This is a genomic window from Plantactinospora veratri (genome assembly GCF_036421995.1).
Lineage (GTDB): Bacteria > Actinomycetota > Actinomycetes > Mycobacteriales > Micromonosporaceae > Plantactinospora > Plantactinospora veratri.
The window spans coordinates 46,158-64,074 of record NZ_JAZGQL010000016.1 but is presented as its reverse complement, the minus strand read 5'-3'; the positions used below and the strand labels follow the sequence as shown (position 1 = coordinate 64,074).

At 70.5% G+C, this 17,917-nt stretch carries 15 protein-coding genes; 8 read left to right on the top strand and 7 right to left on the bottom strand.

Annotated features, from left to right (window positions below; genetic code table 11):
- Positions 1-40: 40 nt before the first annotated feature.
- Positions 41-2,191 (bottom strand): serine/threonine-protein kinase, encoded by a 2,151-nt coding sequence (locus V1634_RS20980; protein WP_331209593.1) that lies wholly within the window; start codon positions 2,189-2,191, stop codon positions 41-43.
- A 91-nt stretch (positions 2,192-2,282) separates the two neighbouring features.
- Here V1634_RS20980 and V1634_RS20975 point away from each other — a divergent pair, with 91 nt between their 5' ends.
- From V1634_RS20975 to V1634_RS20955, 5 genes are all read left to right on the top strand, one after another.
- On the top strand, positions 2,283-2,510 hold the full coding sequence (locus V1634_RS20975; protein WP_331209592.1) for an acyl-CoA carboxylase subunit epsilon: 228 nt from the start codon (positions 2,283-2,285) through the stop codon (positions 2,508-2,510).
- A gap of 90 nt (positions 2,511-2,600) precedes the next feature.
- The gene (locus tag V1634_RS20970) at positions 2,601-3,065 is read left to right on the top strand and encodes a hypothetical protein (protein WP_331209591.1); all 465 of its coding nucleotides are present in this window, start codon (positions 2,601-2,603) and stop codon (positions 3,063-3,065) included.
- 1,515 nt (positions 3,066-4,580) lie between these two features.
- Entirely contained in the window at positions 4,581-5,600 is a 1,020-nt protein-coding gene (gene mycP / locus V1634_RS20965) for a type VII secretion-associated serine protease mycosin (protein WP_331209590.1), read from the top strand.
- 78 nt (positions 5,601-5,678) lie between these two features.
- On the top strand, positions 5,679-6,419 hold the full coding sequence (locus V1634_RS20960; RefSeq protein ID WP_331209589.1) for a Maf family protein: 741 nt from the start codon (positions 5,679-5,681) through the stop codon (positions 6,417-6,419).
- 44 nt (positions 6,420-6,463) lie between these two features.
- Positions 6,464-7,117 (top strand): O-methyltransferase, encoded by a 654-nt coding sequence (locus tag V1634_RS20955; protein ID WP_331209588.1) that lies wholly within the window; start codon positions 6,464-6,466, stop codon positions 7,115-7,117.
- A gap of 101 nt (positions 7,118-7,218) precedes the next feature.
- On the opposite strand, the gene V1634_RS20950 is transcribed toward V1634_RS20955, so the two are convergent.
- The 3 genes from V1634_RS20950 to V1634_RS20940 all read right to left on the bottom strand — a co-directional run bounded on the left by V1634_RS20950 (position 7,219) and on the right by V1634_RS20940 (position 9,796).
- The gene (locus V1634_RS20950; RefSeq protein WP_331209587.1) at positions 7,219-7,974 is read right to left on the bottom strand and encodes an ABC transporter permease; all 756 of its coding nucleotides are present in this window, start codon (positions 7,972-7,974) and stop codon (positions 7,219-7,221) included.
- A 56-nt stretch (positions 7,975-8,030) separates the two neighbouring features.
- The gene (locus tag V1634_RS20945; RefSeq protein WP_331209586.1) at positions 8,031-8,987 is read right to left on the bottom strand and encodes an ATP-binding cassette domain-containing protein; all 957 of its coding nucleotides are present in this window, start codon (positions 8,985-8,987) and stop codon (positions 8,031-8,033) included.
- A 125-nt stretch (positions 8,988-9,112) separates the two neighbouring features.
- Positions 9,113-9,796 carry a PadR family transcriptional regulator gene (locus tag V1634_RS20940; RefSeq protein ID WP_331209585.1) on the bottom strand — a complete coding sequence of 228 codons (684 nt, stop codon included), beginning with the start codon at positions 9,794-9,796 and terminating at the stop codon, positions 9,113-9,115.
- A gap of 356 nt (positions 9,797-10,152) precedes the next feature.
- On the opposite strand from V1634_RS20940, the gene V1634_RS20935 reads away from it, so the two are divergent.
- Both V1634_RS20935 and V1634_RS20930 read left to right on the top strand, forming a co-directional pair.
- On the top strand, positions 10,153-11,940 hold the full coding sequence (locus V1634_RS20935) for an ATP-binding protein (RefSeq protein WP_331209584.1): 1,788 nt from the start codon (positions 10,153-10,155) through the stop codon (positions 11,938-11,940).
- Between the two features lie 127 nt (positions 11,941-12,067).
- Positions 12,068-13,507, top strand: a complete 1,440-nt coding sequence (locus V1634_RS20930) for a GuaB1 family IMP dehydrogenase-related protein (protein ID WP_331209583.1) — start codon at positions 12,068-12,070, stop codon at positions 13,505-13,507.
- 47 nt (positions 13,508-13,554) lie between these two features.
- Here V1634_RS20930 and V1634_RS20925 read toward each other — a convergent pair whose 3' ends face one another.
- Positions 13,555-14,151: a TetR/AcrR family transcriptional regulator gene (locus V1634_RS20925; RefSeq protein ID WP_331209582.1), complete on the bottom strand. Its 597-nt coding sequence runs from the start codon at positions 14,149-14,151 to the stop codon at positions 13,555-13,557.
- Between the two features lie 90 nt (positions 14,152-14,241).
- Here V1634_RS20925 and V1634_RS20920 point away from each other — a divergent pair, with 90 nt between their 5' ends.
- Entirely contained in the window at positions 14,242-14,691 is a 450-nt protein-coding gene (locus V1634_RS20920) for a DoxX family protein (RefSeq protein WP_331209581.1), read from the top strand.
- A gap of 106 nt (positions 14,692-14,797) precedes the next feature.
- On the opposite strand, the gene thrS is transcribed toward V1634_RS20920, so the two are convergent.
- Positions 14,798-16,009, bottom strand: coding sequence for a threonine--tRNA ligase (thrS, locus tag V1634_RS20915; protein WP_331209580.1), 1,212 nt, complete (start codon positions 16,007-16,009; stop codon positions 14,798-14,800).
- Positions 16,010-16,501: 492 nt separating this feature from the next.
- Positions 16,502-17,905: an NAD(P)H-quinone dehydrogenase gene (locus tag V1634_RS20910; RefSeq protein ID WP_331209579.1), complete on the bottom strand. Its 1,404-nt coding sequence runs from the start codon at positions 17,903-17,905 to the stop codon at positions 16,502-16,504.
- Positions 17,906-17,917 lie beyond the last annotated feature (12 nt).

The following is a 17,917-nucleotide window of genomic DNA, read 5'->3' as shown; positions in this document are numbered from 1 at the left end:
CGAGATCATCACTACCCCGATGAAAGTGAGGTCATGCCTGTCAACTCTTCGCGGGGCGGAACCCGTCCGCAATGATCTTGAACGTGGCGAGTTCCCGGTCCCAGTCGGCCGCCTCGGTGTCCCAGCGGATCGCGTACGCCTTCTTGCTGCTGGTGACGAAGCCCCGGTTACGGACGTGCATCCGCACTCCGTCCTCGTCGTGCAGCCACTCCCAGTCGGCGGCCTTCAGCCAGTAGTCGACGGCCCGGATCGTCACCAGCTCGTAGTTCCGGTACGTACTCCGGCGAGCGCGCTCCTGCTCCCGCCAGTCCGCCACAGGATCCGGCCGAGGATTGTTCGTCTGGTCGATCATCAGGAACCGGCGGCTGTCGGGATCGTTGAACTTGACCCGCGGGCCCTCCCGGCTGACCGTCCACCTGTTCGGCACCGGCACGGAGAAGCCGGTCCGATCCTGGTACAGCCGCCAACCCACCGGTAGCTGCGGAGCGGCCTGGCCCGTCGGCGTCACCGGCGGCTGGGCCGGCTGAGCCGTGGTCGCCGCCGGTGTGGGCTCCGGGGGCGCGCTGGTGGGCGCGGCGGACGGCGTACCAGCGGGCTGGCTCGTCGGCGCCGAGCCGGAACTCGGGTTCCGGTCCTCGTCGCCCGACCCGCCGTCCCGAGTCAGTGGCACGATCACGACGAGGCCGAGCAGGAGCAGTACGACCAGCCCGCCGAGCAGCCACATCCGGCGGTTGCCGGCCGCGACGGCGGCCAACGGGCCACGCCGGTCGCCGTACTCGTCGTCGCGGCTCGTCGGGACCGCCGCCCGGCCCGCCGGCAGCGCGGCCCGGTTTTCCGGCTGCGCTGCCTGGTTCTCCGGCTGCGCTGCCTGGTCTACCTGCTGAGCTGCCGGCGCCTGCTCCGGGGAGGTCTCCGCCTTCGGCTGAACCGCGGTCGGCGCCGGTTCCGACTTCGCCTCGACCGCGTCGGCCGACTCGCCGGGCACGACGACGACCGTCGGCTCGGCGGGCGGTCGGGCGCTGTCCGAACTCGCGGATTCCTCCGGGGCCTCCGCTGCGGGCGCCTCTGACCTCGACTCCTCTGCCGGCGACTCCTTCTCGGCCGGCGGGGCGGGGAGCTTCGTCGTCTCGGCGGCCGGCGGAGCGGCGGGGAGCTTGGTCGTCTCGGCGGCCGGCGGGGCCGCCGGCAACTTGGTCGTCTCGGCGGCCGGCGGCGTCGCCGGGGCAGGGGGCGGTGCGGTCGGTGGCGCGGCGGGGGCCGGTCGGGGCGACGGCAACGGCACGATCCGGGTACGCGGCTCGCCCGGTTCGCGCGGGCCGTGCGGCCCTGGTCGGCGTACCCCGTCAAGCAGTGACAGCCCCGGGTTCCTGCGCCGGCCTGACGCGCGACGGAGCAACCGCTCCGCCACCTCGGCGTTGATCCGCGTCGTCGGATCCTTGCGCAGCAGCCCGGCGAGCACGGCCTTGAGCGGGCCGGCGCGGCGCGACACCGGCGGCGGTTCGGTGGCCAGCGCCGCCAACGTCGCGATCGCGGACGGCCGGGCGAACGGCGACTGCCCCTCGACGGCGGCGTAGAGCGTCGCGCCCAGTGACCAGAGGTCACCCTCCGGCCCGGCCGTGCCGTCCTTCGCCCGCTCCGGCGCGATGTACGCGGGCGACCCCAGCACCAGGCCGGTACGGGTCACGTTCGGGTCACCCGGCACGGTGGCGAGGCCGAAGTCGGTCAGTACCACCCGGCCGTCGTCACCGAGCAGCACGTTGCCGGGCTTCACGTCCCGGTGCATCACCCCGGCCCGGTGCGCGGACTTCAGCGCGCCGAGCACTCCGAGACCGATCTCGGCGGCCCGGGTCGGCGACACCGGTCCGTCGCTGGCAAGTACGTCCTGCAACGACCGCGACGGGATGTACTCCATGACGATCCACGGGTCACCATCGGTACGCAGTACGTCGAAGACCCGGACCACGTTTGCGTGATTGAGCCGGGCGATAGCCCGTGCCTCGCGGAGCGAGCGTTCGCGCATCTCCCGGCGCTCGTCCTCGGTCAGCCCCGGCGGCGGGACCAACTCCTTGATCGCGACGTCGCGGTGCAGCACCTCGTCACGCGCCTTCCAGACCCGACCCATCCCGCCCTGGCCGAGCGGCTCGACAAGTCGGTACCGGTCAGCGATGAGTTGTGGAGGCGCACTAGACACCCGTGGACGGTACCCAACGGCAACAAGAGTCACACCCTCGGCACGCCTATCTGAGACGCGCACCAATTGACGAGGACGTACCCTCAGTGCCATGACCGACGAAGAACGGCTGCTCCGGGTGGTCCGAGGTACCCCCACGCCGGAGGAGTTGGCCGCCCTGGTCGGGGCGATCTTCCTCCGTCCGCGACCGACCACATCGGCCCGACCCGCTGTCGTGTCGACCTGGGCACGAAGAGGTCGCCCCGGTACGGTGTCCCCGTCCGGCATGCCGGCCCACACCGGTGGCGACGCCTGGCGGGTCTCCGGCCTTCCTCACTGACCTGCTTCTGGCGCCCCGACGGGGCTGCCCACGCCGGCCCGTACCCACTAACCTTGGTGTGGGGCAGTACGTAGCACCTGGGGAGAAGACGTGATACCTGAGGAAGACCGCGGGCCTGCGTGGCTGCGTGACTACGGCGGTTCCATAGAAGCTGACATCCAGCGCATGGAAGAGTTCGCCCAGCAGCTCCTGGCCGAGGTCCAGAAGAACTACGTCCCACACATGGAAGAAGTCCAGTCGGACATGCTGCCCGAGCCGCCTCGGCCCAGCGCGGACTTCCCCGAGCTCGTGTCGTTCTTCGACAGACATCGGAATGTCCAGCAGGACACCTCTAACCGCATCTGGGACGTCGGCGACGGCACCGGCGGCCTCGCCACCGCCGCTGAGACCGTCAGCAAGAACTACGTCAACTCCGACGCTTTCTCGCACGCCCGCGTCCGCGAGGTTGAGAACGCGCTGGATCAGACCGGTGCAGCGGCACCGCCGCCACCCGGGTCGCGGAGCGCAGCGCCGCCGCAGGGCGGCCCAGAAAACACGGGGAGCCCCAATGCTTGATGACGGAGGCGGGCGGAGCGGCCAGATCTCCGGTACGACCAACTGGACGTCGCAGAATGTCTCGCAGATGTGGGCCCTGTTGGCGAACCAAGAGTCGGACACGCACTGGCAGCACGTGAGCGGTTGGCGGAAGACTTCCGAACTCACCTTGCTACACCTGTCGCGTTTGAAGCAATACCGTGAGAACCTAGCGGAGGCTTGGCCGCCCGAGAAAAACGAGGCTTCGAAGGCCTACGTCGCACGACTGGACTACCTCATCGAAACGGTGCAGGGCGTCTACGATACGGCCGCCGCGAACCAGCAGACCTTGACGGGTGTGACTCAGGCAATTTGGGAGTCGCGCAGGAACCTTGAGGAAATTCACAAGGAATACCTCGCGAAGGAGAAGGCTAAGCAGCAGTACGACGCTGCGGTCACGGCTAACAATGGACGCCCTCCTGAGGGCCAGCAGCCGACGACCCAGGCCGACCTGGAAGACCTGAACTGGCGCGCCCGCCACATTATGTACGGGCTCAGTAGCGAACTCGCCACCGCTCAGGTACAGCTGCGCAAGCCTCCGGTGTACAAAGATACGCGACGGGTTGGGGAACAACCTCCGGATGGCAGCGGGGGGAGCGGTGTGATGGGTACTTCAGGACCGCCAGTCCTGCCACCTGTTGTACCCATGCCAACAGGTGGTGGCGCGAGCTATACGCCTCCGTCGACTCCTACTCCAGCCGTTCAGGTCGTCGTTCCGACAACCACTGCGCCAGGCGCAGGCCCGATTCTCGGTGGCACTGGACCGATAGCACCGCCGGCCGTGCCTCCCACACCACCGAGTGTTATTCCACCACCGCCACCCACCACTGGCCCTGGTCTCCTTCCGACTCCAATCCCCCCTGGGTTGCCGCCCGGCACTAAGCCGCCAGGATTGCCGCCCGGGGCCAGGCCGTCGGGGCTACCAACTGGTTATCCCACGCCATCTACGATGCCCCCTGGCGGTGGACTGAACAAATCAGGATTCGGTCCCAACGCGGGGCTTGCTCCACGAGCGATGCCCCCGGGCGGAATGATCGGTAACACACCGGCCGCAGGTCTATCGCAGCCGGCTTCGGGAGCTGGGGCGACCCGACGGATCAATCCTGTCGGTGGAGTGATTGGTGGAAGCGGAGCAACCCCTCCCAGCAGCACCGGACAGAGAGCTGCTCTTGGAACAAGTCGGCCAATGGGCGGGGGTCAGACTTACGGAATGGGTTCCGGTGCACGGCCCGCCAGCCAAGGCAGGGAAGAAGAAGCCCGGCACTGGGATCCTGACAATCCGTGGGAAACCGACGAGGGCGTTGCACCAGTCATGATGCCATCTCGCGAGAACCGCCGCATCGATCCCGGTCCCACGATTGGCTCTACCCGGTGACCAACCGCACGATCCGAACGGCCGTGGCACTTCTTTGTGTCACGGCCGTGGCCGTTTTACCCCCTGTACCAGCACACGCGGACCAAGCCCGCGACAATCAGTGGTACCTCCAATATCTGAGAGTGACCGAGGCGCATAGAGTCAGCCAGGGAAATGGCGTGACGGTTGCGGTCATCGATACTGGCGTTGATCCTCATCCCGACCTTCGCGATAATCTACTGCCGGGAATTGACACATTTCCTGGAGGCCGAGGTAGAGGTAGGATTGATGCCGATGGACACGGCACAGCTATGGCGGGAATTATTGCCGCCCATGGCCGGGACCGCAACAACGGCATACTCGGCATAGCACCCAAGGCCAAGATCCTACCGATCCGCTATGTCGCACCTTCAGGCGCCGACGATCCAGATTACATCGCGGAGGGAATAAACTGGGCCGTAACGAAAGGCGCGAAGGTAGTAAGCATATCCTCGAGCTCGAGCTCTACAACAAGTCTTCGCCAAGCAATAGAGTCGGCACTCCAGGCGGGCGTGGTTATCGTAGCCGGAGCAGGAAATCGATCCGGTGGAGTCATGGTAAGGTTCCCTGCCGCTTACCAAGGCGTCGTCGCGGTTTCCGCGACGGACCGGAAGGGCAACCATTCAGACGTTTCAGTCACTGGTTCGAAGATTGTCCTTGCGGCGCCGGGAGTGAGTATCAACAGCACTCAGAAGAACGGCAGGTACCAAGCCGGCAACGGAACCTCCTATTCGACGGCCATCGTTGCTGGGGCGGCTGCGCTCGTACGCAGCAAGTTCCCGGATCTGTCGGCGGAGGAAGTCGTACATCGGCTCACCGCTACGGCCGACGACAAGGGGACGCCGGGGCGGGACGAGGAGTACGGGTACGGCGTGCTCAACCTGGTCAAGGCACTCACGGCCGACGTACCTCCGCTGGAGGGAAGTGTCGACCCCAGCGCTAGCGCCGCACCCAGCCCCACCGAGACACAGCCTGCCGACAACGCGGCCCCCGAGCCGGAGAACAAGTCGAACTCCGGTTCGACGATCCTTGTCGGTGTCCTGGTGGCTCTTGTCGTACTCGGGCTGTTGGTGACCCTTCTGGTGGTGCTCCTGGTTCGGCGACGGCAACAGCCGCGCCTCTGAGCCGCTTCGGAACCGAACCGATGTGAACACCCGGCCCGATCGCGGGTAGCCCCCGTCGGGCCGGGTACGTTGGCCGTCGTGCACACCACGAACCGGCTGCGCCTGGTGCTCGCCTCGGCGAGCCCGGCCCGACGCAAGCTCCTCCAGGCCGCCGGCATCGAGCCGGATGTGCTGGTCAGCGGGGTCGACGAGTCTCAGGTGGATCCCTCGACGCCGGAAGCGCTGAGTCTCACCCTGGCCCAGATGAAGGCCCGAACCGTCGCCGGGAACTTCGGCGCGGACCTGAACGGCCGCGACGCCACCAACACCGGCAGCGGTGCCGACAGCCGAGGTGAGAGCGGCGACAAACTCCGTACGCTCGTCCTCGGCTGTGATTCGGTGCTCGCCTTCGACGGGGAGATCCTCGGCAAGCCGGCCGATGCGGACGAGGCGACCCGCCGCTGGCAGGCGATGCGAGGCAAGAGCGGCGTACTGCACACCGGGCACTGCCTGATCGACCTACTGAGCGGGCGCGAGGTGGCCCGGGTGGCCGCCACCGGCGTCTATTTCGCTGAGATCACCGATGACGAGATTGCCGCGTACGTCGCGACGGGCGAGCCGTTGCAGGTGGCGGGCGCGTTCACCATCGACGGGCTGGGCGGCCCGTTCGTCGACCGGGTGGACGGCGATCCCGGCGCGGTGATCGGGCTCTCCCTGCCGCTGTTCCGCAACCTGCTCGGCGAACTCGACCTGCGGATCACCGATCTCTGGGCCGACCGGACGGCCCCGAACGGTGTCGGCTTCGGGACGGGGACGACAGCGGCGGACGACCCACACTGACCGAACCGCTACCGTCCGCCGCCGACCTGGCATAACGTCGAGCGGTGCCGACGAAGTCGATTCCGCTCACCGATGACCTGCACGCGTACGTCGTGGCGCACGGCTCACCGCCGGATGCCCTGCTCCGAGAGCTGATCGACGAGACGGTCTCCCTGTTGCCGGCCGACGCGGGCATGCAGATCGCTCCGGAACAGGCCGGGCTGCTCACCTTCCTCACCAGGCTGGTGAACGCCCGGCATGCGGTCGAGGTCGGCACCTTCACCGGGCTCTCCTCGTTGGCGATCGCCCGTGGCCTCCCCGCCGACGGCCGGTTGACCTGCTTCGACATCTCGGAGGAGTACACGGCGGTCGCTCGCCGCTACTGGGCGCGGGCCGGAGTCGACGACCGGATCGAGTTGCGGATCGGCCCGGCCGCCGAGACCCTACGGTCCCTCCCCGCCGAGCCGCACCTCGATCTCGCCTTCGTCGACGCAGACAAGACGGGCTACCCGACCTACTGGGCCGAGTTGGTGCCGAGGATGCGACCCGGAGGGCTGCTCGTGGTGGACAACGTGCTGCGGGGCGGCCGGATCCTCGCCCCGGAAACCGTGGCCGACCGGGCGATCGCCGACTTCAACGAGGCGGTGCTCGCCGACGAGCGGGTCGACCTGGTGATGCTGCCGATCGCCGACGGCCTCACCCTGGCCCGGCGCCGCTGACCGCCGCCGCTGACCGGCAGCGGGCCACCGGCAGCGACCGGGTAGGCCGAGGACGGGTGGAACCGGCGGCGGTGCCGGCTCCACCCGTACCCGATGAGGAGCTAGCGGACACTGCGGGCGAACTCGCGTGCGGCCCAGACCACGGCGAGCGCCGTGATCACCGCCATCACCGACAGTCCCTGCCAGACGGCGTCGTTGCCGAGATCACCGGCGAAGAGCGCCCGAGCGCCGTCGACCGCCCAGGAGAACGGGTTCCAGTCGGCGATCCCCTGCAACCAGCCGGGCGCGAAGGTCAGCGGCAGCAGGATCCCGGAGAGCAGCAGGACCGGCTGGGCGATCGTGTTCATCAGCGGCGCCAGCGCATCCTCGCTCTTCACCACCAGCGCGATCCCGTACGACAGCGCCGACGTCATCAGCGCGATCAGGGCCAGCAGCAGGTACGCGAGCAGCAGGTCCCCGATGAAGACCGAGAGTCCGAACGCCAGCGCCAGCACGGTGATGATGATCGCCTGGGCGATCAGCGACACCACGTCCCGCAGCGACCGGCCGAGCAGCAGGGCGAGCCGGCTGACCGGGGTGACCCGGGATCGTTCGATCACCCCGGCCCGGAGTTCGGCGATCAGGCCGAAGCCCTGGAACAGCCCGCCGAAGATCGCGAGCAGCACCAGCAGACCGGGCACGAAGATCCGGTACGCCTCCGCGTTGCTCGACGCCTGCAACGCGGGCTTGAGTAACGGGGCGAAGAGCAGCAGGTACATCACCGGCTGGAAGATGCCGACGAAGAGCCAGACGGGCTGGCGGACCAGCAGCAGGAACTGCCGCTGGAAGATCAACCATGTGTCGCGGGCGAATTTCATCAAAGTCTCCTGTTCGGCGGTGCGCGGCGTAGGCGCGGGACTCGCGCGGCGAGGGGTCAGGACTCGCGCAGCGAGCGGCCGGTCTTGGTGAGGAACACGTCGTCGAGGCTGGGCCGGTGCAGCTCGATCGAGCTGAGCGCGATGCCGGCGGCGTCGAGCGCGCGGAGGATCTGGGGCATGTCCCGGGCCCCGTCGTTGACGTAGAGCCGGAGGGTGCCGTCGTCGGAGGTCTCCAGGCTGGTGACGTACGACTCGGTCTCCAGCACCTTGCCGGCGTCCTGGGCCGAACCTTCGATGGCGACCAGCACCACGTCGCCGGAGATCTCCCGCTTCAGCTCCGCCGGTGTCCCCTCGGCGACCACCTCGCCGTGGTCCATGATGGCGATCCGGTCGCAGAGCGCGTCCGCCTCGTCCAGGTAGTGCGTGGTGATGAAGACGGTCATGCCCTCGGCGCGCAGCCGGCGGATCTCGTCCCACATGTGGGCCCGGCTCTGCGGGTCGAGGCCGGTCGTCGGCTCGTCCAGGAAGACGATCTTCGGTTCGTGGATGATGCCGAGCGCGATGTCGACCCGGCGACGCTGGCCTCCGGAGTACGTCTTGCACTTGCGGTCGGCGTACTCGGTGAGCTGGAACGCCTCCAGGGCACGTACCGCGCGCCGGTGCGCCTCGGCCTTGCTGAGGCCGTACATCCGGGCGTGCAGTACCAGCTCCTCGCGGGCGGTCGACTCGTCCCAGGTGCTGCCGCCCTGGGCCACGTAGCCGATTCGTCGCCGCACCTCACCGGGGTTGGTCCGCAGGTCGACACCGGCGATGTTGGCCTCGCCGCCGTCCGGTTCGATCAGTGTGGCGAGCATCCGCAGCGTGGTGGTCTTGCCCGCACCGTTCGGGCCGAGGAAGCCGAAGATCTCCCCCTCGGCCACCATGAGGTCGACGCCGCGGACCGCGTCGACCGACTTCTTCGCTCTGCCCTGGCGGGAGCGGAACGACTTCCGCAGTCCCTTTGTCTCGATCATGCCTGCTCCTGGTCAGCCGGACCGGCATCCCCACCGGCCCCATCCCCCGGGGCACGCCAGAAGGCGCCCACCGCAACGCTTCCGGGAGGCTAACGCGATATAGCGCATTTAGTCAACGTTGATTATTACGTGTCAGCCGGTTGCCCGGTCGCGTCAGTCGGGCCAGGCTCGTCCGGCGTGCCAGCACCGCCGAAGCTGGTCGCCTCGTTTGTCAACTTCGCGAACTGCGCCCAGGCGGGCTGCTCGGCGTAGTCCTCCGGCAGGTACGACACCCCGGCGTCGATCAGGTCGGCGATCCGCTCGCACCAGCCGATCTCACCCTCCGAACGGGCGATGGAGAGCTGCCACATCCAGGAGACGTGCACCGGCTTGCCCTCCTTCATCCAGCCGGACTCCATCGCCGCCCGCAGGCTGTCGTTGACCGCCCGCAGCAGCCGGGCCCGGTTGCGCAGCGCCGCCGACGCCTCCTCCCGGGGCAGCGCCGGCAGGAAGGAGAAGGCCGCGAAGAACGGGTCGACCACCTCGCCGAGGTTCCACCAGATGCCCCTGAGCAGACCCTGGAACTCCTCTTCGCCGACCGGAGTGATCTCGTACGTGATCCGGGCCGGCCGGGCGCCGACCTGCTCGGTGGCCACCTCCCGCAGCAGCCCCTCCTCGGTCAACTTACGCAGCGCGTGGTAGATCGAACCGGGCTGGACGTTCGCCCACTTGTCCGCGCTCCAGCTCAACAGCTCGCGACGTACGTCGTAGCCGTGCACCGGTTGCATCCAGCGGACCAGGCCGAGAATCATCATTCGGGTAGCTGACACACCCAGAAGCGTAATAACCAAAATTGACTATCGACCAGCGACTCCCGTCGCGGGCCGGCGAGAAGTTCGGCAGCGCCCGGGGGGGCCGGGCCGAATCGGGCCGGACGCCGGTGACCGATCGGGCCGAGCCGGGCCGAGCCGGGTCGGACGACGGTGACCGGCCGGACCGGACGACGGTGACCGGTAGTGGCACCTTTGACATCACCTCCCCCACCCGCCGGGGGGCCGGCCGGGGTCGTGACAATGTCCCTGGCAGCGCCCCTGGCAGTCACTCCGGCACCGGCAACGTTGCGGCGGAAGCGGCGGTGGGTAGCAGGACGGGGACGGGGCGGGACGATTCGAGGAGGAGCAGCGGCGTGCGCAAGGTACTGATCGCCAACCGGGGCGAGATCGCGGTCCGGGTCGTCCGCGCGTGCCGGGACGCCGGACTGGCCAGCGTCGCCGTCTACGCCGACTCCGACCGGGACGCGCTGCACGCCACCCTCGCCGACGAGGCGTACGCGCTGGGCGGCGAGACCGCGACCGAGACGTACCTGCGGATCGACAAACTGCTCGACGTGGCCGCCCGGTCGGGTGCTGACGCCGTACATCCGGGTTACGGGTTTCTCTCCGAGAACGCCGACTTCGCGGCGGCGGTGATCGGCGCCGGCCTGACCTGGATCGGGCCGACGCCGCAGGCGATCCGCGACCTCGGTGACAAGGTCACCGCGCGGCACCTCGCGCAGCGGGCCGGCGCTCCGCTGGTGCCCGGCACCTCCGAGCCGGTGAGCGGGCCCGACGAGGTGTTGGCCTTCGCGGCCGAACACGGGCTGCCGGTGGCGATCAAGGCGGCGTTCGGCGGCGGCGGCCGGGGCCTCAAGGTGGCCCGGACGATGGAGGAGATTCCGGCGCTCTTCGAGTCGGCGACCCGGGAGGCGCTGGCCGCGTTCGGCCGGGGCGAGTGCTTCGTCGAGCGTTACCTGGACCGTCCCCGGCACGTCGAGGCACAGATCCTCGCCGACCGGCACGGCAACGTCGTGGTGGTCGGTACCCGGGACTGCTCGCTGCAACGCCGGCACCAGAAGCTCGTCGAGGAGGCGCCCGCGCCGTTCCTGACCGACGAGCAGCGGGCGGAGATCCACGCCAGCGCGAAGGCGATCTGCCGGGAGGCCGACTACCACGGCGCCGGCACCGTGGAATACCTGGTCGGCGCGGACGGCACCATCTCCTTCCTGGAGGTGAACACGCGCCTCCAGGTCGAGCACCCGGTGACCGAGGAGACCGCCGGCATCGACCTGGTCCGGGAGCAGTTCCGGATCGCCTCCGGCGAGAAGCTGCGGCTCGACGCCGATCCGGTCCCGCGCGGGCACTCGATCGAGTTCCGGATCAACGGCGAGGACCCGGGGCGGAACTTCCTGCCGGCACCTGGCACGGTGACCGCGCTGCGGCTGCCCACCGGACCCGGCGTACGGGTGGACACCGGCATCGTCGCCGGGGACGTGATCGGCGGGAACTTCGACTCGCTGCTCGCCAAGGTGATCGTCACCGGGGAGACCCGTACCGAGGCGCTGGAGCGGGCCCGCCGGGCCCTCGACGAGATGGTGGTGGACGGGATGGCCACGGCGCTGCCGTTCCACCGGCTCGTCGTCCGGGACCCGGCGTTCACCTCCGCCCCGTTCGCCGTGCACACCAGGTGGATCGAGACCGAGTTCGACAACACCGTGCCGGCGTTCGCCGGGGCCGTACCGCTCGACGAGCCGGCCGGCGCCCGGGAGACCGTCGTGGTCGAGGTGGCCGGCAAGCGGCTGGAGGTCAGCCTCCCCGCCGGCTACGCCACGGGTACGACCACAGCCGCCGGCCCGGCCGCGTCCGGTACCCCCGCTGCCGGCGCCCGACGGCCGGCTCGGCGCGCTGGCCGGTCCGGTACGGCGGGCGGGGTCGCCGCCGCCGGTGGAGACGCGCTGACCTCCCCGATGCAGGGCACAGTCGTCAAGATCGCGGTTGCCGAGGGTGACACCGTTGCCGAGGGCGACCTGATCGTCGTCATGGAGGCGATGAAGATGGAGCAGCCGCTGCACGCGCACAAAGCCGGCGTGGTGAGCGAACTGACCGCCGAGGTCGGCGCTGTGCTCACCGCCGGCGCCGCCATCTGCCTCATCCGCTGACCCACCCGACGATCGAACGACCGACGACCGAGCGACCACCCGGGACCGGTGGACCGGATGGAGAGGCCGGTCACGGGACCGGCGGGACTGTCGGGCCGGCTGGATCGTCCTCCGGCATGATGGCCAGGTGCGGTTCATCACCGGCGGGAAGCCCACCCAGGACCTGACCTACAACGACGTCTTCCTGGCCCCGGTCCGGTCGGCCGTGGAGTCCCGGCTCGACGTCGACCTGTCCAGCAGCGACGGGACCGGCACCACGATCCCGATCGTGGTCTCCAACATGACGGCGGTGGCCGGTCGGCGGATGGCCGAGACGGCGGCCCGGCGCGGGGCCCTGACGGTACTGCCGCAGGACATCCCGATCGAGGTGGTCACCGAGGTCGTCGGCTGGGTCAAGCAGCGGCACCTGGTGCACGACACCGCGATCACGCTCGGCCCGACCGACACCGTCGGAGACGCCATCCACCTGCTGCCTAAGCGGTCGCACGGTGCGGTGATCGTGGTCGACCCGGACGGGCGGCCGGTCGGCGTGGTGACCGAGGCCGACACGGTCGGGGTCGACCGGTTCGCGCAGTTGCGGCATGTGATGTCCACCGAACTGCACACCGTGCCCGCCGAGGCCGATCCCCGGACCGGGTTCGACCGGCTGTCCCGGGGCCGGCGGCGGCTCGCCCCGGTGGTCGACGTCGAGGGCCGGCTGGTCGGGGTGCTGACCCGCCGGGGCGCGCTCCGGGCCACGCTGTACCGGCCGGCGCTGGACGGCAAGGGCCGGCTGCGCATCGCCGCGGCGATCGGCATCAACGGCGACGTCGCCGGCAGGGCCGCCGCGCTCTTCGAGGCCGGGGTGGACACCCTGGTGGTGGACACCGCGCACGGTCACCAGGAGCGGATGCTCCGGGCGCTGCGGGCCGTGCGCAGCCTCGACCCGCCGGTCCCGGTGGCCGCCGGCAACGTGGTGACCGCGGAAGGGGTACGGGACCTGGTCGAGGCGGGTGCCGACATCGTCAAGGTCGGCGTGGGGCCGGGGGCGATGTGCACCACCCGGATGATGACCGGGGTGGGGCGGCCGCAGTTCTCCGCGGTACTCGACTGTGCCGCCGCCGCCCGGGAACTGGGCCGGCACGTCTGGGCGGACGGCGGGGTACGCCATCCGCGCGACGTCGCCCTGGCCCTGGCCGCCGGGGCGTCGAACGTGATGATCGGCACCTGGTTCGCCGGCACCTACGAGTCACCCGGTGACCTCTACACGGATGCCGACGGCCGGCGCTACAAGGAGAGCTTCGGCATGGCCTCGGCCCGGGCGGTCAGCGCGCGTACGGCCGAGGACAGCCCGTACGACCAGGCGCGTAAGGGGGTCTTCGAGGAGGGCATCTCCAGTGCGCGGATGTACCTCGACCCGAACCGGCCGGGCGTCGAGGACCTGATCGACGAGATCGTGGCCGGGGTACGCAGCGCGTGCACGTACGCCGGTGCCTCCGATCTCGCCGAGTTCCACGCCAACGCCGTGGTCGGGGTGCAGAGCGCCGCCGGCTACACCGAGGGGATGCCGCTGCCCACCAACTGGTGAGGTGGGCGGGGCGCAGCGGCCTGGTCGGGTGGGCGGGGCGCAGCGGCTCAGTCGGGCTTCGCGAAGAGTCGCCTGATCACCAGCCGGGCGGCGGCCTCCGGGTCGTCGCCGACCTGGTCGGTCCGGAGCACACCGCCCAGCCACAGGGTGGCGAAGCCGTGCACGATCGACCAGGCGGCCAGTTCGGTCTGTGCCGCCTCCGCACCGGCCGGCGGCGCCGGCAGCCCGGCCACCCCGGCCCGGAGTGCCGCTCGGGCCCGCTGTTGGGCGGCGGCGAGCCCGGCGTCGTCGCGGTGGAAGAGCTCCGGCCGGAACATCACCTCGAAGTGTGCCCGGTGACGCACCGCGAACATGACGTAGCCGACGCCGAGTTCGAGCAGGCTGCCGTCGGTCGCCTCCCGGACCCGGGCCAGCGTGTCGGCGAGCATCTCGTAGCCCTCGGTGGCGAACGCGGTGAGCAGCCCGGCCTTGTCGCCGAAGTGGTGCGCCGGGGCGGCGTGCGAGACGCCGGCCCGGCGGGCCAGGTCGCGCAGGCTGAGCGCGGCCGGTCCGGACTCCTCGATCGCGGTCGCGGCGGCGGCGAGCAACGCCCGGCGCAGGTTCCCGTGATGGTACGGCCGCCCGGCGGCATCCTCCTCGGTCATACCCGGCAGCATATCTTGCCGTTGACAAGATACCTCGCGTGAGCCAATCTTGATGCTGACAAGTTCCCCTACAGTGAAACGGACACCGTCATGGCGCCGCTGATCGCCCTCATCGCCGGCTCGCTCGTCGCCCGACTCGCCGGGCTCCTCGGCGTCGACGCGCTCGACGGCTGGCAGCCCGCCCTCCGGATCGGGCTCGCCCTGATGTTCCTGCTCACCGGCTACGCGCACTTCGCGCCGAGTCACCGCCGCGATCTCATCGCGATGGTGCCGCCGGTACTGCCCCGCGCCGCCCTGCTGGTCACCGCGACCGGCGTACTGGAACTGGCCGGAACGGTCGGGCTGCTCGTCCCGGCCAGCGCCCGCTGGACCGCGGCCGGGCTGGCGCTGCTGATGGTCGCGATGTTCCCGGCCAACGTCTACGCCGCCCGCCGCAAGCTGACCCTGGCCGGTCGACCGGTCACCCCGCTCGGCATCCGTACCGCCGAACAGGTGCTATTCGTCGGCGCCGCCCTGCTCGTGCTCCTGCTCCCCGACTGACCGGTCTGCGCCCCGCGGAAGCGCCCCGGGGGCCCGAGCAGGGCCCCCGAGCCGGTTCGACCCGCGACAGCGACAGCGGTGACGGTGGCGGTGGCGGTGCGGCGGTTCAGGGCAGAAGGTCCGCCGAGCGGTCGGCCACGATCCCGCTGACCAACCGCAGCGCGTCCGCCGCCGGCATCGGCTCCACCGACCGGCCGTCCCGCAGCCGCAGCGCCACCTGCCCGGCCGCCACCTCCCGGGCGCCGAGCACCGCCGCGTACGGGACCCGGCGCCGGGCGGCCTCCCGGATCCGGGCACCGAGTGATCCGTCGACGGCCAGCTCGGCCCGCAGCCCGGCGAGTACGCAGTCCCGCCGGAACGCCTCCGCCGCTGCCACCTGCTCCTCCCCGACCGGGAGCACATGCACCTGGACCGGGGCGTACCAGGCCGGGAAGGCTCCGGCGTGCACCTCGATCAGGTACGCGAAGAGCCGCTCCATGCTGCCGACCAGGCTGCGGTGCACCATCACCGGTCGCGCCCGCCGTCCCCGCCGGTCGGTGTAGCCGAGGTCGAACCGGGCCGGCTTGTCGAAGTCGAGCTGGATGGTGGAGAGGGTCGACTCCCGGCCCGCCGCGTCCCGGACCTGGATGTCGATCTTCGGTCCGTAGAACGCCGCCTCCCCCGGTGCCTCGACGTACGGCAGGCCGACCAGCGCCGCCCGGAGCAGGTCCTCGGCGCGCCGCCACTCCTCGTCGTCGCCGACGTACTTCTCACCCGGTCCGCGCAGCGACAGCCGGAACCCCGCCGGGCGCACCCCGAGTGCGGCGTGCGCCACCCGGATCAGCTCCAGCACCTCGGCGACCTCGGCACCGACCTGCTCCGGTGGGCAGAAGTTGTGCGCGTCGTTGAGTGAGATCGCCCGTACCCGGCTGAGCCCGCCGAGCACCCCGGACCGCTCCGGCCGGTACATCCCGCCCAACTCGGCGACGCGCAGCGGCAGTTCCCGGTAGGACCGGCCGCGGGCCCGGTAGACCAGGGCGTGGTGCGGGCAGAGGGCCGGCCGGAGTACGAACTCGTCGTCGGCCGAGAGCCGCAGCACCGGGAACATGTCGTCGGCGAAGTAGCCAAGGTGCCCGGAAAGTTCGAAGAGTTCGCGTTTGCCCAGCGGGGGCGAGTAGACGTGCTGGTACCCGGCCCGACGCTCCAGCTCGCGGACGTACTCCTCGACGCTGTGCCGGGCGGCGGCACCGGCCGGCAGCCAGACCGGCAGCCCCGCCCCGGACAGCGGATCGGCGTGGAACAGCTCCAGCTCGCGACCGAGCCTGCGGTGGTCGTGCATCTTCTGTCTCCCGGATCGGTACGGGCCCGGCGGCGGCTCCGGCCGGGATCGGCGCCGATCTGGTGCGCACGACGAAGCCCCGGAGCGGATCGCCCCGGGGCCAGTCGACGAGTGTGGTCTGCGTCAGCGCGGCACGCCGGGGTGTCCCGGCGTCGTCGTCTCGCTCATCGCGCTGCGCATGGCGGCCACCGTACTCCTGCCGGCCGCACCACCGCAGCACATTTCCCCCGCAGCACATTTCCACCCGCCCACGTCGCACCGCTCGCCGAGCGGGGTCGGGCAGTTCGCACTGCTGTCCGGTGGTCGTAGGAGGGCCGCCGGCGCGGGACCCGCCGGCGGCCCGGCGGCGAACCGCTTCGACCACCGGGAACGGGGGACCCGACGGGACACGGCTCACGCGCCGACAACGGTACGCCGACAGCCGCCCCGGCACCGCCCCGGAAACTATCCGTACCAACCCCCGCAGCCGCCCGAGGGCTCCCCCCGGGCCGGCTACTCCAGGCCGTGCAGCATCAACTGCCGCGCCGCCTCGGTGATCGACCCGGAGAGCGACGGGTAGATGGTGAAGGTCATCGCCAACTGGTCGACGGTGAGGTTGTTCTCCACCGCCATCGTGATCGGCAGGATCAGCTCGCTGGCGTTCGGCGCCACCACCACCCCGCCGACCACCTGGCCGCTGGCCGGCCGGCAGAAGAGCTTGACGAAGCCGTCCCGCACGTCGGCCATCTTGGCCCGGGCGTTCCCGGCCAGCGGCAGCATCACCTGGCGGGCCGGAACCCGCCCCGAGTCCACCTCGTTCTGCGACACCCCGACGGTGGCCAGCTCGGGGTCGGTGAAGACGTTCGCGGCGACGGTACGCAGCCGCAGCGGCGAGACCGCCTCGCCGAGCGCGTGCCACATGGCGATCCGGCCCTGCATGGCGGCGACGCTGGCCAGCGGCAGCACCCCGGTGCAGTCACCGGCGGCGTAGATGCCGGGCACGTTGGTCCGGGAGACCCGGTCGGTGCTGACGTAGCCGCCCGGGGCCACCGTCACGCCGTATTCGGTCAGGCCGAGGTCGGCGGTGTTCGGGACCGAGCCGACCGCCATCAGCGCGTGCGAGCCGTGCACCAGCCGGCCGTCGGCGAGTTCCACCTCGACCCCGTCGGCGGAGCGGCGGACCGCGTTCGCCCGGCTGTTGTTCAGGATCTCCATCCCACGGGCCCGGAAGACCTGCTCGATCGCCATCGCGGCGTCGGGGTCCTCGTGCGGCATCACCCGGTCGCGGCTGGAGACCAGGGTCACCTGCACCCCCATCGCCAGGTAGGCGCTGGCGAACTCGGCGCCGGTGACGCCGGAACCGATCACGATCAGGCGTTCCGGCAGCTCGGGCAGGTCGTACACCTGGCGCCAGGTCAGGATCCGCTCGCCGTCCGGCGCCGCGCTGGGCAGCACCCTCGGGTTGGCGCCGGTGGCGATCAGCACGGTCGAGGCGTCCATCGAGTACGTGGAGTCACCGTCCGACGGGGTGACCAGTACCCGGTGGGTGTGACCGAGCGTGTCCTCGCCGAGCCGGGCCCGACCGGAGACGAAGGTCACACCAGCCTTGATCAGCTTTGCCTGGATGTCGGCGGACTGGGCGAGGGCGAGCCGCTTGACCCGGCCGTGCACGGTCGGGGCGTGGACGGTGATCGCGTCCAGCCCGTCCGAGTGGACCCCGAACTCCTCGGTGTCCCGGTATCCGGTCACCACCTCGGAACTGGCGATGAAGGTCTTCGACGGTACGCAGTCGTGCAGCACGCACGCCCCGCCCGCGCCGTCGCTCTCGACCACCGTCACGTCCGCGTCCAACTGGGCGGCGACCAGCGCCGCCTCGTAGCCGGCCGGGCCCCCGCCGATGATCACAATCCGGCTCACAGTGCTCGCCCT

Coding starts and splice junctions, on each gene's coding strand:
- V1634_RS20975 (WP_331209592.1), top strand. CDS start 2,283: ATGACCGACGAAGAACGGCTGCTCCGGGTGGTCCGAGGTACCCCCACG.
- V1634_RS20950 (WP_331209587.1), bottom strand. CDS start 7,974: ATGAAATTCGCCCGCGACACATGGTTGATCTTCCAGCGGCAGTTCCTG.
- V1634_RS20945 (WP_331209586.1), bottom strand. CDS start 8,987: ATGATCGAGACAAAGGGACTGCGGAAGTCGTTCCGCTCCCGCCAGGGC.
- V1634_RS20925 (WP_331209582.1), bottom strand. CDS start 14,151: ATGACCGAGGAGGATGCCGCCGGGCGGCCGTACCATCACGGGAACCTG.
- V1634_RS20920 (WP_331209581.1), top strand. CDS start 14,242: ATGGCGCCGCTGATCGCCCTCATCGCCGGCTCGCTCGTCGCCCGACTC.
- thrS (WP_331209580.1), bottom strand. CDS start 16,009: ATGCACGACCACCGCAGGCTCGGTCGCGAGCTGGAGCTGTTCCACGCC.